Annotated in this window: 14 protein-coding genes and 1 pseudogene; 13 read left to right on the top strand and 2 right to left on the bottom strand. The window is 69.2% G+C overall.

What is annotated here, in order from left to right; genetic code table 11:
- Positions 1-10 precede the first annotated feature (10 nt).
- From ACFOPI_RS10755 to ACFOPI_RS10720, 8 genes and pseudogenes are all read left to right on the top strand, one after another.
- Entirely contained in the window at positions 11-826 is an 816-nt protein-coding gene (locus tag ACFOPI_RS10755; protein ID WP_382173699.1) for a DeoR/GlpR family DNA-binding transcription regulator, read from the top strand.
- Positions 823-2,043, top strand: coding sequence for an MFS transporter (locus tag ACFOPI_RS10750; RefSeq protein ID WP_382173697.1), 1,221 nt, complete (start codon positions 823-825; stop codon positions 2,041-2,043). Before ACFOPI_RS10755 ends, ACFOPI_RS10750 begins: the two co-directional genes overlap by 4 nt.
- A 92-nt stretch (positions 2,044-2,135) precedes the next feature.
- Complete coding sequence (locus tag ACFOPI_RS10745) at positions 2,136-2,342, top strand: VOC family protein (RefSeq protein ID WP_382173695.1); 207 nt, start codon at positions 2,136-2,138, stop codon at positions 2,340-2,342.
- 306 nt (positions 2,343-2,648) lie between these two features.
- The gene (locus tag ACFOPI_RS10740) at positions 2,649-4,106 is read left to right on the top strand and encodes a methyl-accepting chemotaxis protein (protein WP_382173693.1); all 1,458 of its coding nucleotides are present in this window, start codon (positions 2,649-2,651) and stop codon (positions 4,104-4,106) included.
- 214 nt (positions 4,107-4,320) lie between these two features.
- Entirely contained in the window at positions 4,321-5,031 is a 711-nt protein-coding gene (locus tag ACFOPI_RS10735) for a DUF3348 family protein (protein WP_382173691.1), read from the top strand.
- On the top strand, positions 5,021-7,306 hold the full coding sequence (locus ACFOPI_RS10730; RefSeq protein WP_382173689.1) for a DUF802 domain-containing protein: 2,286 nt from the start codon (positions 5,021-5,023) through the stop codon (positions 7,304-7,306). Before ACFOPI_RS10735 ends, ACFOPI_RS10730 begins: the two co-directional genes overlap by 11 nt.
- Positions 7,303-8,001 (top strand): OmpA family protein, encoded by a 699-nt coding sequence (locus ACFOPI_RS10725; protein WP_382173688.1) that lies wholly within the window; start codon positions 7,303-7,305, stop codon positions 7,999-8,001. The genes ACFOPI_RS10730 and ACFOPI_RS10725 overlap by 4 nt, the downstream gene beginning before the upstream one ends.
- A pseudogene (locus ACFOPI_RS10720) lies at positions 7,968-8,408 on the top strand (DUF2894 domain-containing protein); the annotation flags it as partial. The gene ACFOPI_RS10725 and the pseudogene ACFOPI_RS10720, both read left to right, overlap by 34 nt.
- Positions 8,409-8,426: 18 nt before the next feature.
- Here the strand turns inward: ACFOPI_RS10720 and ACFOPI_RS10715 are convergent.
- A complete protein-coding gene (locus ACFOPI_RS10715; protein ID WP_382173686.1) occupies positions 8,427-9,434 on the bottom strand; it encodes an NAD-dependent epimerase/dehydratase family protein in 1,008 nt (335 codons plus the stop codon).
- A gap of 95 nt (positions 9,435-9,529) precedes the next feature.
- On the opposite strand from ACFOPI_RS10715, the gene ACFOPI_RS10710 reads away from it, so the two are divergent.
- From ACFOPI_RS10710 to ACFOPI_RS10690, 5 genes are all read left to right on the top strand, one after another.
- Positions 9,530-10,456: a LysR family transcriptional regulator gene (locus tag ACFOPI_RS10710; protein WP_382173684.1), complete on the top strand. Its 927-nt coding sequence runs from the start codon at positions 9,530-9,532 to the stop codon at positions 10,454-10,456.
- 43 nt (positions 10,457-10,499) lie between these two features.
- Entirely contained in the window at positions 10,500-10,979 is a 480-nt protein-coding gene (locus ACFOPI_RS10705; protein ID WP_382173682.1) for a hypothetical protein, read from the top strand.
- A gap of 58 nt (positions 10,980-11,037) precedes the next feature.
- The gene (locus ACFOPI_RS10700; RefSeq protein ID WP_382173681.1) at positions 11,038-12,045 is read left to right on the top strand and encodes a PAS domain-containing protein; all 1,008 of its coding nucleotides are present in this window, start codon (positions 11,038-11,040) and stop codon (positions 12,043-12,045) included.
- The gene (locus tag ACFOPI_RS10695) at positions 12,038-12,997 is read left to right on the top strand and encodes a PAS domain S-box protein (protein ID WP_382173680.1); all 960 of its coding nucleotides are present in this window, start codon (positions 12,038-12,040) and stop codon (positions 12,995-12,997) included. The genes ACFOPI_RS10700 and ACFOPI_RS10695 overlap by 8 nt, the downstream gene beginning before the upstream one ends.
- Before the next feature lie 187 nt (positions 12,998-13,184).
- Positions 13,185-13,565 (top strand): RNA recognition motif domain-containing protein, encoded by a 381-nt coding sequence (locus ACFOPI_RS10690; RefSeq protein ID WP_382173678.1) that lies wholly within the window; start codon positions 13,185-13,187, stop codon positions 13,563-13,565.
- A 111-nt stretch (positions 13,566-13,676) separates the two neighbouring features.
- On the opposite strand, the gene ACFOPI_RS10685 is transcribed toward ACFOPI_RS10690, so the two are convergent.
- Entirely contained in the window at positions 13,677-14,438 is a 762-nt protein-coding gene (locus tag ACFOPI_RS10685; protein ID WP_382174917.1) for an ABC transporter permease, read from the bottom strand.
- Between the last annotated feature and the right edge of the window lies 1 nt (position 14,439).

The following is a 14,439-nucleotide window of genomic DNA, read 5'->3' as shown; positions in this document are numbered from 1 at the left end:
GTGCACGTTTGTGCATGTTGTAATTCTTGTTTGTGCACGATATGATGCGCGCATGAATACGGACATCCCCCTGGCTCGCCGCGACCAGATTGCCGCACGGCTGGCCCAAGGCCAGTCCGTGGTGGCCGCCACTCTGGCGGCAGAATTCCAGGTCTCGGAAGACGCCATTCGCCGCGACCTGCGCGCGCTGGCCGGCGAGGGCCTGTGCCGCCGCGTCTACGGCGGCGCGCTGCCGCCGCTGCCCGGCGCCACCCCTATGGCGGTGCGCATGGACGAGCGGCGCGAGCGCAAGGCCGCGCTGGCGCGGGCGGCGGTCGCCATCATCGAACCCGGCGAATTCCTGTTCCTGGACAGCAGCAGCACCAACCTCGCGCTGGCCCAGTGCCTGCCGCCGGAGTACGCGCTCACCGTGGCCACCAACTCGGTGGACATCGCCGCCGCGCTGCTGCGCCGGCAGGACGTGCACCTCATCATGGTGGGCGGCGCGGTGGACCCGCTGGTGGGCGGCTGCATTGACGCCACCGCGGTGCTCGCCGTGGGGCAGATGAACATCCAGCGCTGCTTCCTGGGCACCTGCGGCGTGCTGGTGGACACGGGCATCTGCACCGTGGACGCGGCCGACGCCGCCTTCAAACGCGCACTGCGCGCGGCCAGCCAGCGCTGCGTGGCCATGGCGACCAACGACAAGCTTGGCCTGCTGCTGCCGCACCGCGTCACCCCCACCCGAGAGATCGACCATTTCGTGGTCGAACACGACGCCGACTTCGCCTTCCTGAAGGCACTGGCGAAGCAGGGCACGCAGGTCCTCAAAGCGGAACAAGCATGAACCCCCGCGCTCCACCGCTGCGCGGGTCGCTGCCCCCCGAGGGGGCTGATCCGGCTTGGGGCGGCCCGGCGCCGGATCGGCCGGCCGCCGACAGCCCCGCCACCCGCCTGGCCACGCGTCTGGCCTTCCTGGTCGCCGGCTTCGGGCTGGCCTGCTGGGCGCCGCTGGTGCCGTTCGCCAAGCAGCGCCTGGGGGTGGGCGATGGCGTCCTGGGCGCCTTGCTGCTGTGCCTGGGCGTCGGTTCGGTGGTGGCGATGCTGTGGGCCGGCTGGTTCAGCGCGCGCCACGGCAGCCGTCCGGTGGTGATTGCGGGCGGCCTGGGGGTGGCCCTGCTGCTGCCGCTGCTCGCCCTGGCGGACGCGCCGCTGACGCTCGGCCTGGCCCTGATGCTCTTCGGCGCGGCGCTCGGCTCGCTGGACGTGGCGATGAACGTGCACGCCCTGGCGGTCGAGCGCGACGCGGGCCGGCCGCTGATGTCGGGCTTCCATGCGCTGTTCAGCGTGGGCGGCCTGCTGGGCGCGGCGGCCATGACCGCGCTGCTCTCGGCAGGCTGGTCGCCGCTGGCGGGCACGCTGCTCGGCTCGGGGCTGATGCTGGCCGCGATGGCTCTGGTGGCGCCGCGCCTGCTGCGCGCCACGCCCGCCGCCGAAGCGCCGACGCTGGCCTGGCCGCGCGGTCCGGTGCTGCTGCTGGCGCTGCTGGCGGGCGTGTGCTTTCTCGTCGAAGGCGCGGTGCTCGACTGGAGCGCGCTGCTGCTGACCGAAGGCGGCCTTCTGGCCGCGGCGCAGGGTGGGCTGGGCTTCATGGTGTTTTCGGTGGCCATGACCGCCGGGCGTTTCGGCGGCGATGCGCTGTGCGCGCGCCTGGGCGACCGGGTGGTGCTGACGGCCGGTGGTCTGCTCGCGGTCGGCGGTTTCGTGCTGGTGCTGCTGGCGGCGTCGGCGGGGCCGGCGATGGCCGGCTTCTTCTGCATCGGTCTGGGCGCGTCCAACCTGGTGCCGGTGCTGTTCCGCCGCGCCGGTGCGCAGACCGTGATGGCGCCGGGTCTGGCGATCGCGGCCATCTCGACCACCGGTTACGCAGGCGTGCTGCTCGGCCCGGCCGCCATCGGCTTCGTGTCCCAGCTGGTGGGCCTGCCCATCGCCTTCGCCCTGCTGGCGGCCCTGCTCGCCCTGCTGCCACTGCTGGCCCACCGCGTGGTGGCGCGCCCCGCCTGAAAGATTCCTCATGAAACTGGCGCACATCGCCCTCTGGACGCGCGACCTCGGCGCCGCCGCCACCTTCTGGTAGTCATTTTTCGGTGCTGCGGTTGGCGAGCCCTACCGCAGCCGACGCCGAGCGCCCGGGCTGGGACCACCTGGCCCTTTCGCTGGACAGCGCCGAGGCGGTCGATGCCCTGGCGGCGCGGTGTCGCGATGCAGGCTGCCTCGTCTCCGGCCCACGCACCACGGGTGACGGCTTCTACGAAGCGGTGCTGGCCATGCCCGACGGCACGCGGGTCGAAGTCACGGCCTGAACCCTCTTCGCCATACGCATTGGGTCTCCCTGGCAGGACCTTGCCTCCGGACAAATGAGCGTTGTCCGCGGTGCTGTTTCAGGCTTACCGCCACCCGTTGTCCTTTGAGAATGGGTCCGCAGCTTCCGCTCAAGTGCGGGTGCCAGGAGCCGATACACAGAGACCCGACACCCTGTGAACGGGTGCGCCTACAACCCAGATGTTCCGGAGATGACCCCAATGAAAACTGCGCGGAAATGGTCGGTGATCAACAGGCTGTACGCCGTCTTCGCACTGACTGGTCTTTTGATCGCGGGACTGCTTGTCATGGGCTACAGCTTGCAGCTGCGCCATCAGAGCACCCTGGATTCCGTGATCGATGTGGAGTACAGCCGCATGCGTCAGGTCTCCGAGTGGCAACTGGTGGCCACCGGCACCACGGTCCGCATTGTGGCCCTCAACCGGGGCAGCGACCCGGGGCTGGCGGCCCTGTTCGGTCCTGAGATCGGACCCCGCATCAAGGTCATCGACAAGCACTTTGCCGACATCAAGCAGTGGGCCACAGAGCCGGAGCAGCTGGCGGTCATCGGCAGGATCGAAGCCACCAGCCCACCGATCATGGCTGCGCTGGGCAAGATCGCGAAGTTCCGCGAGGCCGGTGATGCGGACGCTGCACTCAAGACCTTCGAGCAGGAGTTCATGCCCCATGTAAATGATTATCACAAGGGCGTCGACGAGTTCGCGGAGCTTCAGGGCAAGCGGCTGAACGCCTCCATTCGTGAGCAACAGGCCCGCGAACAGACGCTTTTCTGGACTGGCAATGTGGTCGTGCTGGTTCTTGTGCTCCTGGCTGGCGTGCTCATGGTGCGTCTGGCGCAGCACATCAAGGCCCGCCTGCGGGAGTCTGTCGAGCAGGCCCATGCGGTCGCCGCGGGAGACCTCACGGTGAGATCCCGGTACCGCGGTGGCGACGAGTTCGGCGTGCTGATGCAGTCCATGGACGCGATGGCGGAGGGACTGGGCGCTGTGGTGCGCAACGTGCGCCAGGGCAGCGACCAGATTACGGGCGCATCCAGCGAAATCGCCCAAGGCAACCAGGACCTTTCAGAACGCACCGAGCGCCAGGCCAGCCATCTGCAGCAGACCTCCGGAACCATGGAGCAGCTGACCGATGCCGTGCGCCACACCGCCGACAACGCGCGTGAGGCATCCAGGCTGGCGACCGATGCCAGCGAGATCGCCCACCGTGGCGGCGAGGTGGTGGGGCGCGTGGTGGAGACCATGACGCAGATCCAGCAGTCGTCCGGGCGCATTGGCGAAATCACCGGGGTGATCGACAGCATCTCGTTCCAGACCAACATCCTGGCGCTCAATGCCGCTGTGGAAGCGGCGCGTGCGGGCGAACAGGGGCGTGGTTTTGCTGTGGTGGCAGCGGAGGTCCGCACCCTGGCCCAACGCTCCGCTTCGGCGGCCAGGGAGATCAAGGAGCTGATTGCCGACTCTTCCGACAAGGTGCGCGCTGGCGGAGAGCAGGTCAACGCAGCAGGGCAGACCATGTTCGAGCTGGTCTCTTCCGTGAAGAAGGTCACAGGCCTGATCGAAGACATCAGCCGATCGGCCGAGGAACAGCGCAACGGCATTTCTGAAGTGAGTCGGTCCGTGGCCGAAATCGACCAGTCCACGCAACAGAACGCCGCGTTGGTCGAGCAGGCGGCTGCCGCGGCGGGGGCGATGAGGGAACAGGCGCGCCATCTCGACCAGGTGGTCAAGACCTTCCGGATCTGACAGGTGTTGTCGGTGGTGCCCGAAGCCGACAGCTGATCCACAGGCCGACTGTTTGGCTCCGCGGGGCCGGTTACAAACCCGGCCGGCGAATCGTTTCTAATTACGCCCTGCCGCTGGCGAGCCCGCCAGCGCAGCGCCAGCCCCTCGCGGGCTGGCAACACCCCCTTCAGAATCGATTCACCACCGGCGCCTTCCGGGGCGCTGCGGACCCGTTTTGCGCAGTTCTTTTCACCACGCTGCTCCCTCTGCCCTGGCGCGCCAGCTGGCGCGTGCGCTGCCTGTGGGCGCGTCCCCCGACGCGCCGCGGCAGGACGTGGCCGAGCGCCTGGGTGGGTGGCTCAACGTGGCCGAGACCATCCAGCTGCACGCCGCACAGGCGGCGATCGAGGCGGCCGGCGCGGCGGCCTCCCGCCGCCCGCCCCGCACCGGGCCCGCGGCACTGCATGCCACGCTGAGTGCCGAGCTCGACCGTGTGCGCGCCGTGCTGACCCGCTCCATCACCACCGCGCCGGCCCACAAGCCCGATCCGAACGACCTCGACACCGAGTTCGCGCTGTTCCACCAGCGGCTGGGCGACCAGCAGCGCCGCATGGAGATGAGCATCGACGCGCTGCGCGAGCACGTGCGCCAGCAGCTGGCCCAGTCCACGCCGGCCATGGCGCAGCTGGCTGCCACCGACGCCGTGATGGACGGCTTTTTTGGCGGGCGCGAGCAGCGCCTGCTGTCCACCCTGCCGGCCTTTCTGAAAGCGCGCTTTGCGGCGCTGCGCCGCGAAGCGGCCGAGGCACGCGAACCAGACACCACCGACGACCTGCGCTGGCTGCAGACCTTCGCGGCCGAGTTCGAGCAGACCCTGCTCGCCGAACTCGACCTGCGCCTGCAGCCCGTGACCGGTCTGATCGAAGCCCTTGCCCATGAGCACTGAAACCTCCACTTCCCGTCCTTACCGCGCCCTGTCGTTTTTGGCCTTCATCGTGGGCCTGGCCGCCGTCGCCTGGGTGGCCAGCGGCTTCGTCGGCAGCAGCGCCTTCGCGCTGGGCATGACGCTGCTGATCGGCGCCGTCTACCTGGGCGGCACCTGGGAGCTGCGCCGCTTCGGCCAGACCACCGCCGCGCTGCACACCGCCATGGCCGGCGTGCCGCAGCCCCTGGCCCAGCTGGCCGACTGGCTGCCCAGCGTGCCCGCGCCGCTGCGCCACGCCGTGCGCCAGCGCATCGAAGGCGAACGCAGCGCCTTTCCGGGTCTGGCGCTCACGCCCTATCTCATCGGTCTGCTGGTCATGCTGGGCATGCTCGGCACCTTCCTGGGCATGGTGGTTACCTTCAAAGGCGCCGTGTTCGCGCTCGAAGGCTCGGCCGACCTGAACGCCATCCGCGCCGCGCTGGCCGCGCCCATCAAGGGCCTGGGCCTGTCTTTCGGCACCTCCGTGGCCGGTGTCGCCACCTCGGCCATGCTCGGCCTCATGGCCACGCTGGCGCGGCGCGAGCGCACCCAGGCCCTGCGCACGCTGGACGCTCTGGCCGCCACCACGCTGCGCCCCTTCTCGGCCGCGCACCAGCGCCAGCAGAGCTTCGAGGCCCTGCAGCGGCAGGCCGAGGCCCTGCCCGCCGCCGCGCAGCACCTGCAGACGCTCATCGAACAGGTCGAGCGTCGCAGCCAGCAACTGGACGAGGCGCTGCTCGCTCGCCAGGCCGAGTTCCAGCGCGAAGCCGCCGCCGCCTACACCGGGTTGGCGAAATCGGTGGAACAGTCGCTGCGCGAGAGCCTGGCCGCCAGCGCCCGAGCCGCCACCGAGAGCCTGCAGCCCGTGGTGCAGCAGGCCATGGCCGGGATCGCCGCCGAATCCAGCCGCCTGCACGAAGGGGTGAACGCGGCGGTGCGGGCCCAGCTCGAAGGCCTGTCGGCCCGCTTCAGCGCCACCACCGCCACCGTGGCCGACACCTGGACCCGCGCGCTGGACCGGCAGGAACAGGGCAGTCAGCAACTGCTGCAAGGCCTGGGCGAATCGCTCACCGCCTTCAACAGCGGTTTCGACCAGCGCGCCAGCCAGCTGTTGTCCAGCGTGCGGGCCGCGCAGACCGAGGCCCAGAGCCTGCGCGCCCAGGCCGAGCAGCAGCAGCGGGCCGCACTCACGGCCGCGCTGGAGCGCATGGCGCAAGACCTGCGCACCCAATGGCAGCAGGCCGGCGAACAGACCCTGGCGCAGCAGCGCGCCGTACTGCAGGCGCTGCAAGACACCGCCACCCAGCTCACGCAACACAGCAGCGAGCAGACCGGTCGCAGCCTGGACGGCGTGGCCCGCCTCATCGCCCAGACCGAGGCCCTGGTGGAAGCGCGCACCGCCAGCGAAGCCGCATGGACCACACAGCATGCGCAGCGCATGGACGAACTGGCCGCACTGTGGCGCAGCGAACTGTCCGCGCTGCACGAGGCCGAGCTGCAGCGCCAGCAGGTCCGGGCCGAACAGCAGGCCCAGGCCTTCAGCACCCTTGCTCGGCAGCTGCAGACCCTGCGGGACGATGAGGCCGCACGCGGCGACGCCGCCGTGCAGCGCCTGGCCGACCTGCAGGCGGCGCTGGCCACCCAGCTCGCCACCCTGGGCACGGCGCTGGAAGCGCCCATGGCCCGCCTGATGCAGACGGCGTCCGAAGCGCCCAAGGCCGCGGCCGAAGTCATTGCGCAACTGCGCGAACAGATGAGCCGCCTGGCCGAACGGGACAACGCCACGCTGGGCGAGCGCGCCGAACTGGTCGGCCAGATCGGCACCCTGCTGCAGCAGGTGCAGCAGACCACGGGCGAGCAGCGCGCCGCCATCGAACACCTGGTCGGCTCGGCCACCGGCGTGCTCGACCGCGTGGGCCAGCAGTTTGCCGACACCGTGGGCGCGCAGGCCGGCCGCGCCGAGGCCATGGCCGAACAGGCCGCCACCAGTGCGGCCCAGTTGGCCAGCCTGGGCGAGGCCTTCCAGCAGGGCACGCAGCAGCTGGCCGCCAGCCACGAGCAACTGGTGCAGAACCTGCAGAAGGTCGAGAGCGCCATCGGCCAGTCGCTGGCGCGCAGCGACGAGCAGCTCGCCTACTACGTGGCGCAGGCGCGCGAAGTCATCGACCTGTCCATCAGCGCGCAGCAGGGCATCGTGGAAGACCTGCGCAAGCTGCGCGGGCCGGTCGCCAAGGCCGCTGCAGGGGCCCTTGCATGAGTGCCTTCCACGACACCGCCGAGGAGCACCTGGCCGACGGCGACGACAGCGCCGAAATGACGGCGCCGGTCTGGGCCGTGTTCGGCGACCTCATGGCTGGCCTGGTCGGTGCCTTCGTGCTGGTCTTCATCGGCGTGCTGCTCACCCAGGTGGACCTGGTCAACAGCCTGCAGAGCGAAATCGCCAAACGCCAGCAGGAAGAGGCCCGCCGCATGGCCCTGGAAAAGGCGCTGGCCGTGCCGCTGGCCAGCGGCCGCGTCACGCTCAACAACGGCCGCATCGGCATCAGTGGCAGCGTGCTGTTCGACTTCAACTCCGACCAGCTGCGCCCCGAAGGCGAACAGCTGCTCAAGGCCCTGGTGCCGCCGCTGCAGGTCTATCTGGGCGAGCGCGACGAGATGCTCATGGTCAGCGGCTTCACCGACAACAAGACGGTGGTCAGGGGGCCCAGCCAGCGCTACGAGGACAACCTCGAACTCTCGGCCCAGCGTGCGCTCACCGTCACGCGGGCGCTGATCACCAGCGGCATGCCGCGCTCGCGCGTGTTTGCCGCCGCCTTCGGCGCCGAACAGCCCGTGGCCAGCAACGCCGACGAACAGGGCCGGGCGCTCAACCGCCGGGTGGAAATGGCCCCCGTGCCGCGCGCCAGCGCAGCAGCGGGCGACGCCGGAACTCCAGCCGCGCCCCGTCCCTGACCATGAAATCGTCCGCCGTGCGCCCCTCGCCCCTGGCCGAGCTCAACGCCCACATCGAGCGCGCGTCGGCCGCCGCGCGCGACGGGATGGCCGGCGGCGGTGGCCCCTGGCCCGAACTGCGCAGCGCGCAGCGCTTTCGCGAAACCTGGGAGCGCATCGGCGCCGAGGTGCAGGTGCAGCGTGCGCTGGACCGCGCTCCGCCCAACGCCGGCCCGCTCAACCCCCAGCGCCTGATGCTGGAGACCCTGGCCCGCATGGGCGATCTTTCACCGCACTACCTGCGCCGCTTCCTGACCCATACCGAGACCCTGCTCTGGCTGGAGCAGGCGCATGGCTTGCTCCGGTCGCCCACGGCGGGCAAGGGCGGGGCGGGCAAGCCAGCGAAAGCCGGCCGCAAGATGGCCTGAGCACCGCGCCCCAAGGCTTCAGGTCGGGGCTGGCTGCGCTGCGGTCGCTGGTACACCACCGAGGCATCCGATGCCGACCAGCGTGGCCTCGATGGCAGAGTCCAGCGGCGTGTGCGGTTCGTGGCCCAGAAAGGCCACCAGGCGGCTGTTGTCCATGCGCACTTCCTGCTGCCAGAGGTACCTCATTTCAAGCAGTTCCCTGAGCGTCGTCACGAACGGCGACAGCAGACGCACCATCCACCAGGGAAACGCCCTGAGCCGGGGTTCTCCAAAGCCGTGACGAACCATCACGCGCTGTATGGCCCGGCCGAACCCTCGACCGTCGGCATCCCAGTGGCCTGCCATGTGGAAGCTGGCGAACGCCGGCAGCTCGTGGCGCCGCCGGGCCAGTTCAACCATCGTCCGGGCCACGTCCGGCAGGAACGCGAACTGATGCCCCACGCCGGCACGGCCGGGCAGTTGCACCGTCCGTGCCACCGCTCCCGGCTTGACCATGCCTTGCGTGAACCAGCTGTTGCCGCACCGCGGCCCGAAGAAGTCGCCGGCGCGCACGACGATCACCCGGATGTCGCCCGCCTCGGCGGCCGCGGCCAGGCGCCGCTCCAGCTCCACGCGGATCGCCCCCTTGCGGGTGACAGGGCGCTGCGGCGAACGCTCTTCCAGCAGAGGGAAGGCATCCGGCCCGTAGTTGTAGACCGTACCTGGCAACACAACGGTGGCGCGGTGCGCGCGGGCCGCCGCAATCGTGTTGTCAATCATTGGCAGCACGAGTTCGGACCAGCGGCGATAGCCCGGTGGGTTGACGGCGTGCACGATCAGCGCACAACCGCGCGCCGCGGCCGACACAGCGGCGGCATCGAGTGCGTCGCCGGTGACCCATTCGATGCCACCCGGGTTCGCCGCGGTCGCTGCGGGACCGCGCTTGAGGCCACGGACGCGCCAGCCCGCGTCCAGCAGTTGGCGAGCCACCTCGCCGCCGATGCCTCCGGTGGCGCCCAACACCAGTGCGGTGGGTTGTTCCTTCATCTTCACTCTCCAGTGGGTTGCGATGAAGGGGATTGTTGGATGCGCCGGGTAAAAAGAAAATTGCCCAAAGCAGAACACCGGCTATACATTTACGTATGACTACATCCGTCGGCTGGGAGCTTTATCGCTCGTTTCTTTCGGTGCTGCAGGAGGGGTCCCTTTCTGGCGCTGCGCGTGCGCTGGGGCTCACACAACCCACCATCGGCCGCCACATCACCTTGCTTGAAGCGCACCTGGGTGTTGCGCTCTTCACGCGCTCGCAGGCCGGTCTCCTGCCCACCGAGGCCGCAGCGGCCCTGCGCGCCGATGCCGAGGCCATGCAGACCGCCGCGGCGGCGCTGGAGCGCACGGCGGGCGGGCTGGGCACGGACGTTCAGGGGGCCGTCCGCATTTCGGCGAGCGAGGTGGTCGGTGCCGAGGTGTTGCCGCCCATCCTGGCCGAACTGCGGGCGCGTCACCCCAAGCTCCAGCTGGAACTCGTGCTCAGCAACCGGTTGCAGGACGTGGTGCGGCGCGAGGTCGACATCGCGGTGCGCATGACGCCACCCCAGCAGGAGGTGTTGCTGGCCACGCGCGTCGGCGACGTGCCGCTCGGGCTGCACGCGCACCGTGCCTACCTCGACCGGCACGGGGTGCCCGGCAGCCTGGCCGATCTGAAACAGCACGCCCTGATCGGGTTCGATCAGGAGACGCCGTTCCTGCGGTCGGCACGCGCCGGCCTGTCGCTCTGGTCGCGCGAGCACTTTGCGCTTCGCTGCGACAGCGACCTGGCCCAGCTGGCCCTGCTGCGCAGCGGCGCGGGCATCGGCGTCTGTCAGCTGGCGCTGGCCCAACGCAGCCCGGACCTGGTCAGGCTGCTGCCCGACGCGTTCTCGTTCTCGCTGACCAGCTGGGTCGTGATGCACGAGGGCCTGAAAAGCAATCCGCGATGCAGGACCGTGTTCGACGCGTTGGTAGCGGGGCTGCGACGCTATGTGCACCAAGGCGCAGCGCCGGGCCATGATCGGCCATCGCTGCCCTGATGCCCCTGGGGCGTGGCGTGCGCGGCCAGTACCATCGCCCCCCATGACCGATGACACCCAGGACCCTGTCCACGAAGACCGCGTGTGGAGTGACGAGCGCTGGACGGCGCGCGTGATCAAGAACGAAGACGACGACGGCTGGGCCGTGGCCATGTTCCTCGAAGGCCAGGCCGAGCCTGCGCTGGTCGGCCCCTGGACCATGGGGCGCGACAAGAAGAACCCCAAGCCGCTGGACGTGAACGCCTTCAACACGCTGGTGAAGACGGCCAGCGAGTTCATCCGCCGTTCCGAGCAGCAGCGCCATGCCGAACTGAACAAGAGCGTGCATGTGACGGTGGATGGGCGGCGCCTGCGCGTGGCGCTGGCCATCGTGCCGGACGAGGAGGGGGCCACGGCCACGCTGCGCGCCACCAATGAATACGACGAGGAACTGGCCGTGGTGCCGGTGCCGCCGACCTTCCGGCTGAACGCGGCCAGTGCCGAGGCCTGGGTGGTGTCGGGCTTCGAGAAGCCGCGCCGATGAACACGGCTTGGGGCTGCTCTGCGTCAGAATGCGCGCCTCGTTCCAACTTCTGAATCCCTTGAACCGTCCCGACCACACCGTCGTCTGGCCCGAGCCGCCGTCCATCGTGGCCGCGCGCTCGAAGATCGCCATGCGCCTGTCGTGGATGACCTCGTTGCTGGGTCTGGCGCTGTTCGCAGTGGACCGGTTCATCGGCACGCCGGTGACGGCCGACAGCATGATGACCCTGGTGCTGGCGGTCATGGGGGCGCTGGCCTGGGTGCTGCTGAGGGTCCGTCGCTACAACAGCGTGGCCTGGCTGCTGGTGGTCTTCCTGTTCGGGATGGCGGCGTCGTCGACCTACTTTTACGGATCGGTGCGCACCATCAACATCGTGCTGATCCTGATGGGGCAGGTCGCGGCGGGCATTTTCCTGAGCCGGCGCGGGCTGCTCTGGACCACTGCAGCCGCGGTGGCGATGCTCGGTCTGCTGACCTGGGCCGATGCCACCGGTCTGCTGGCGGGACAGCCGAGCTTTGCCGTGAGCTGGCGCAACTGGCTGTCGCAGAGCGCGAGCCTGGTGGGGGTGGCTGCGATGATGTCCCTCAACCGCACGCAGGTGCGCCTGGCGCAGGAGCTGCACCTTCGGGAAGCCACGCAGCGCCTTCAGACCCAGCTGGACCGCGACCTGGGGCAGAGCCGGTTCTCGCGCCTGTTCCGGGCCAGCCCCACGCCCATCTTCGTGCAGTCCATGCGCAACGGCGCCATCCTGGATGCAAACTTGGCGTTTGAAAGTGTGCTGGGCTACACCCGCAAAGAGGTGCTGAGCCGGCGCGACGGGTTCCTCTGGCTGCACGACGAGGCCTATGCGGCGTTCTCGCAGGATCGCCGCGCCCACCAGCGCACCGGTTGGCACACCATCACCGGCATCGGGCGCAATGGTCAACAGATCCCCCTGCAGATCTGCAGCGAGCGGGACAATGATGCGGACGACGGCTTGCGCATCACGGTGCTGCGCGTGCCCGGTCACACGACCAGCGCGATGCCGACGGTGTACGCGCCGCTGGAAGGGGGCCAGGGTGCTTGACTCCCTGCCGCTCGAAGATCCGTCGGAGATCGAACGCAACCAGTACCGGCACGACAACCGCAGCCTGCGCTGGGTGCAGTTGTGCGTGGCGCTGCTGCTGGCGGGCATGGCCCTGGCGGACCACCTGCTGGCGCCGCCCGGCGAATCCCTGGCGCACATTTCCTGGTCGATGGCGGGGGTGGCGCTGCTCGCATACCTGCTGCTGAGATCGCATCGGCGCCGCTGGGAGAGCCCGCTGGTGGTGACGGGCATTCTGATGGTGGCCGCCTGGTCGGTGTACAGCTTCGGCTCGGTGCGGGCGGCGTCCGGGTTCGCGTTCCAGGGCGCGGTGGTCATGGCCGGTACCTACCTGAGCCTGCGCGCGCTGCTGGCCACCACGGTCGCCAGCGTGGTCATCCTGGGCGGACTGACCTGGGCCGAGACGGGCGGGCACCTGCCGCCCGCGAACATGGGGGCCGACTTGCGCTACTGGCTCACGGGCAGCGCCATCCTGCTGCTGATCGGCTTTCAGCTGCACCAGACACGGCGGTCGACCGACGAGGTCTACCGGCGGCGACTGAGCCAGATGGAGGACCGCCTGCGGCTGGAACACGAGCGCGACCGCTCCCTGCGCCGCTTCCGGCGCATCTTCCAGCTCAACCCCACGGCCCTGGTGGTGCAGGCGGCCAACACGCAGGCCGTGGTGGAAGTCAACCCGGCGTTCGAGCGCTGCTTCGGATACGCGGGTGCCGAGTTGGAGGGGCGGCGCGCGGAGGCCTTCTGGGCCGATGTGCAGCAGTGGCAGGAGCACCGCCGGGTGCTGTTTGAGAATGGTCACACCGGGTGGCAGCAGGCCTGGTGGCACCACGCCGATGGCCATGCGGTCGATGTGCTGGTGTGCAGCGAGCTGAATGAAGACCCAGCCGGTCTGCTGATCCTGACCACGGTGGTGAATCGGCTGGAAACGCGATGAATTGACGCCTGGGCGCCACGGCAGTGGTGCGTCTGGCCGTGCCGGGCGCATAATGCGAGTTGCTCAGGCGTTTGGCCTGGGCGTTCCAAGTGATCGGTCAGTTTCGCGTGCCACGGTGCACTTTCGGGTTTGTTGTGCTTTCGGGACCCCATCGCTTTTTGTGTATCTGCTTTCTTAGGAGTCCTCCATGGGCAACAAACTTTACGTGGGCAACCTGCCCTACAGCGTGCGCGATGACGACCTGCAACAGGCCTTCAGCGAATTCGGCTCTGTCAACAGCGCCAAGGTCATGATGGAGCGCGACACCGGCCGCTCCAAGGGTTTCGGCTTCGTCGAAATGGGCAACGATGCCGAGGCGCAAGCCGCCATCAACGGCATGAACGGCCAGTCCCTGGGTGGCCGCAGCGTCACCGTGAACGAAGCCCGTCCGATGGAACCCCGTCCCCCGCGCAGCGGTGGTTTCGGTGGCGACCGCGGCGGCTTCGGCGGCGGTGACCGTTCGGGTGGCGGCGGCTACGGCGGTGGCAACCGCTCCGGTGGCGGCGGCTACGGCCGCGGCGGCTACTGAGCCCTGCAAATAGGTTGACCCGGCTCCGCGCCGGGTCCAACAGAAAGCCCCGAGGCTCGCGCCGCGGGGCTTTTTTCATGGGCCGCCGCCGGGGCTGCCAAGCCGGTCTTTTCAGCGCCGGATGCGCTTGCCGGTCTTGAACACCCACCAGACCACGGCCAGGCAGGCGGCCATGAAGACCAGGGTCATGCCGGTGCTGACAGCGATGTGCACGTCGGCCTGGCCGTAGAAGGCCCAGCGCAGGCCGCTGATGAGGTAGACCACCGGATTGAACAGCGAGACGGTCTGCCAAGGCTCGGGCAGCATGTTGATGCTGTAGAACGCGCCACCCAGGAAGGTCAGCGGCGTGATGACCAGCAGCGGGATCACCTGCAGCTTCTGGAAGCTGTCGGCCCACAGGCCGATGATGAACCCGAACAGGCAGAACGACACCACCGTCAGCAGCAGGAAGCCGACCATCCACACCGGGTGGGCGATGTGGTAGGGCACGAAGAAGCGCGCGGTCAGCAGGATCAGGGTGCCCAGCAGCAGGCTCTTGCTGGCCGCGGCGCCCACGTAACCCAGCAGCACCTCGATCCAGTTGACCGGGGCCGACAGCAGCTCGTAGATGGTGCCCGACCACTTGGGCATGTAGATGCCGAACGATGCGTTGGAGATGCTCTCGCTCAGCAGCGAGAGCATGAGCAGGCCGGGGATGATGTAGGCGCCGTAGTCGACGCCGCTGATGTCGCCCATGCGCGAGCCGATGGCCGTGCCGAAGACGATGAAGTACAGCGATGTGGTGAGCACCGGCGCGATGATGCTCTGCGCCCAGGTGCGGAAGGCGCGGTTCATCTCGAACATGTAGATGGCGCGCACCGCATGGATGTTCAGA

The organism is Hydrogenophaga luteola (assembly GCF_042648585.1).
Taxonomy (GTDB): Bacteria; Pseudomonadota; Gammaproteobacteria; order Burkholderiales; family Burkholderiaceae_C; genus Hydrogenophaga; species Hydrogenophaga luteola.
This window is presented reverse-complemented; position numbering and strand designations above follow the sequence as displayed.